Here is a 2,849-nt window from a genome sequence, read left to right on the forward strand (position 1 = left end):
TGTAAGCGGTGTTTTGACCACACGGCGGCTAATCTGTCTTGCTTTTAGCAACCTTGAGACCAGTTTTCAGAGATGGCATTTTTTTCAACCTGGCTCGCACGTGAGTTCAGATTGTCTGTTCCGACAATTTTTTGAATACCTTTTTCGAGATCGACAGCGAGGAGAGGATAACTCCCGCTACCATTATCGATCTTCACGACGAAGCAGTTGTCATCTATCCAATTTGCGAATGGCTGCTCCCAACAGTATACGAGGTGCTTTTGCATCTGGCCCAAAACATGAACGGTTTCCCCTGCTATCCGCCCCCAAACAATTCGACCCATTTCGTTCATCATTGTTCGTTCGTAGATATTGAAGCCCGCAACAAACGCTGTTTTTGAAGGGTTAAAGCATGTTTCATCGCGCGCCCACGCACTTCGGTGATGAGGGTGTACAGCTTGTATGTTTAGCCCTTTCGGAAGGGTGTCTATGTATGAGTGTTCCAAGGCAGCAACTCCTCAATTTGGCTTTGCCTGTGCCCAGCAGCAATGGCTTTAAGGACACCGGTCAAATATCCATGTGGCTCAATTCCGTTGAGTTTGCAGGTCTCGATCAAAGACGCAATGACCGCCCAGTTTTGTGCCCCGGCATCGTGACCTGCGAAGAGCGCGTTTTTGCGGTTCAGTGCGATGGGGCGGATGGTACGCTCGACGGGGTTGTTGTCGAGTTCGATGCGGCCATCTTCGAGGAAGAGGATCAGCCCATCCCAGTACTTGGCGATGTATTTCAAGGCCTCCCCCGTCGGCGATTTGGCCGAGACCCGGGCGCGGCTTTGGGCGAGCCAAAGCTCGAAAGCGTCGATGATGGGTTTTGAGCGTTCCTGCCGCGCGGCGTGACGTTGGTCGGCGCTCAGGCCGCGCAGGTCTTTTTCGATGCGATATAGCGCTTGGATTTGAGCCAAGCCTTCCTGTGCAATCGGGGCCGCACCAGACTGGGTGACGTCATGCAGTTTGCGGCGGGCGTGTGCCCAGCAATAAGCCAACGCCATATCTCGAGAAGGCCGTTTGAGCAGGCGGTTATAGCCTGCGTATCCGTCCACCTGCAGGATGCCGCTGAAGCCTTTCAAGATATTGTCTGCATGCTGACCGGACCGTCCCGGCGCATAGGTGAAGGCAACGCCGGGTGGGTCATCGCCGCCCCATGGCCTGTCATCGCGGGCCAGGACCCAGAAGTATCCGGTTTTGGTGCGTTTGCGCCCAGGTGCCAGGACCGGCGCAGGTGTTTCATCCATGAAGAGCTTTGTCGAGCGCTTCAGATCGGCCAGAAGCGCCTCATAGATCGGGGTCAACTCGAACGCCGATTTGCCAACCCAGGTGGCCAGGGTCGAGCGATCCAGACCGATCCCCTGACGGCTATAAATCTGCGCTTGTCGATAGAGCGGCAAGTGATCGGCGTATTTGGAGACGATCACATGGGCGAGCGTTGCCTCGGTTGGCATGCCGCCCGCAATGATGTGCGCCGGCGCCGGAGCCTGGGTGATCCCACCTTCGCAAGACCGGCAGGCATATTTTGGACGGCGCGTGACGATCACCCGGAACTGGGCCGGAATGATGTCCAAGCGTTCGCTGACATCCTCACCAATCACATGACGTTCGGTTCCGCACGGGCATGACAGCTCTGGCTCGATGACCACATCAACCCGTTCCAGATGTTTGGGCAATGATCCACGGTTCGTCTGGCGCGGCTTTGGTGGCCGCACAGGCGCGGTGCGCGCGTCGGCGTCAATCTCGGCTTCCACCTGCGCGGTGGCCGTCTCGATATCCTCCAATTCCAGCTCATATTGGGCTGGATCAATCTTCTCGGATTTGCTCCCGAAGAGGGCTTTCTTGAAGGAAACGACCAGAGCCTCAAGCCGCGCATTCTGATCCTGCTGCGCACGGATGATTGCCTTCAGTTCAGCAATGTCGTTGGGCAATTCATCAGGTGCGGTCATGCCCGATGCCATAACAAAACAAGGGCAGAATGGCCCGTGCAAACGGCCGCGTGAGTCACTCCGCCGCAGCAGGGGCTGCCACCTCCAAAGGTCGCACGCGCCGCCAATCCAAACCCGCAAAGAGTGCTTCAAACTGTGCCGGCTCTAAACGCATCACCCCATTCTTGATTGCGGGCCAAGTGAAGCTGTTATCCTCCAACCGTTTGTATGCCATCACCAACCCGCTGCCGTCCCAATAGATGAGCTTCAGCCGATCCGCCCGCTTGGCGCGGAACACATAAACCGAACCGTCGAAAGGCTTCTGGCGAAGGTGGCTCTGCACCAAGGCGGCCAGCCCATCATGGCCTTTGCGGAAGTCTACGGGATCGCTGGCTACAAAAATCCGGATCTTGTGGGAGAGAGCGATCAACTTGCCAGAGCCCGCGCGATCTCGGCGATCCGCGCCGCTGGTGTTGCAGCATCAAGACGAACGATGACATCGTGTTTGATCACATCAATCGTGCCGGAGGATGTGACGGCAAGAGGCTCGGCTACGGGCGCAGGCGCCTCAATCTCAACTGGCACAAAGTTCATGCCGTCCAAATTTGGCAGAACCAGCTTGCCCTGCCGCGCCATCCGCCGCCAATCCGACACTGTGCTCGGGATCAGCTCGTATCGCTTCGCTACAGCCTTGACCGTCTCGCCCTCAATCAACGTCTCCGCCACGATCCGCGCCTTCAACTCGGCAGGCCAATCTCGTTTGCCGTCGGCACGGCGCGGCACCCTTGCCGGAAACTCGCTTGTAGCTCCCATCGAGAAACTCCCCACAAATCAAAGAAGCCTCTGAATCGCAGATCAGGCGCTATGCCGTAAGTGTGGGGGAGGCGCACCGCTTACG

At 57.2% G+C, this 2,849-nt stretch carries 4 protein-coding genes; all 4 read right to left on the reverse strand.

Annotation, left to right across the window (positions count from 1 at the left end):
• Positions 1–44 precede the first annotated feature (44 nt).
• Genes O3306_RS22365 through O3306_RS22380 form a run of 4 tightly spaced genes read right to left on the reverse strand, consistent with a single transcriptional unit; the run spans position 45 to position 2,764 of the window.
• The gene (locus O3306_RS22365; protein WP_272011627.1) at positions 45–485 is read right to left on the reverse strand and encodes a hypothetical protein; all 441 of its coding nucleotides are present in this window, start codon (positions 483–485) and stop codon (positions 45–47) included.
• Complete coding sequence (gene tnpC / locus O3306_RS22370) at positions 467–1,972, reverse strand: IS66 family transposase (RefSeq protein WP_272011629.1); 1,506 nt, start codon at positions 1,970–1,972, stop codon at positions 467–469. The genes O3306_RS22365 and tnpC overlap by 19 nt, the downstream gene beginning before the upstream one ends.
• Before the next feature lie 55 nt (positions 1,973–2,027).
• Entirely contained in the window at positions 2,028–2,381 is a 354-nt protein-coding gene (tnpB, locus tag O3306_RS22375) for an IS66 family insertion sequence element accessory protein TnpB (RefSeq protein ID WP_272011631.1), read from the reverse strand.
• Positions 2,378–2,764 carry a transposase gene (locus tag O3306_RS22380; protein WP_272011633.1) on the reverse strand — a complete coding sequence of 129 codons (387 nt, stop codon included), beginning with the start codon at positions 2,762–2,764 and terminating at the stop codon, positions 2,378–2,380. Before O3306_RS22380 ends, tnpB begins: the two co-directional genes overlap by 4 nt.
• Between the last annotated feature and the right edge of the window lie 85 nt (positions 2,765–2,849).

Origin of the sequence: Roseovarius sp. ZX-A-9 (genome assembly GCF_028369135.1) — a bacterium.
GTDB lineage: Bacteria > Pseudomonadota > Alphaproteobacteria > Rhodobacterales > Rhodobacteraceae > Roseovarius.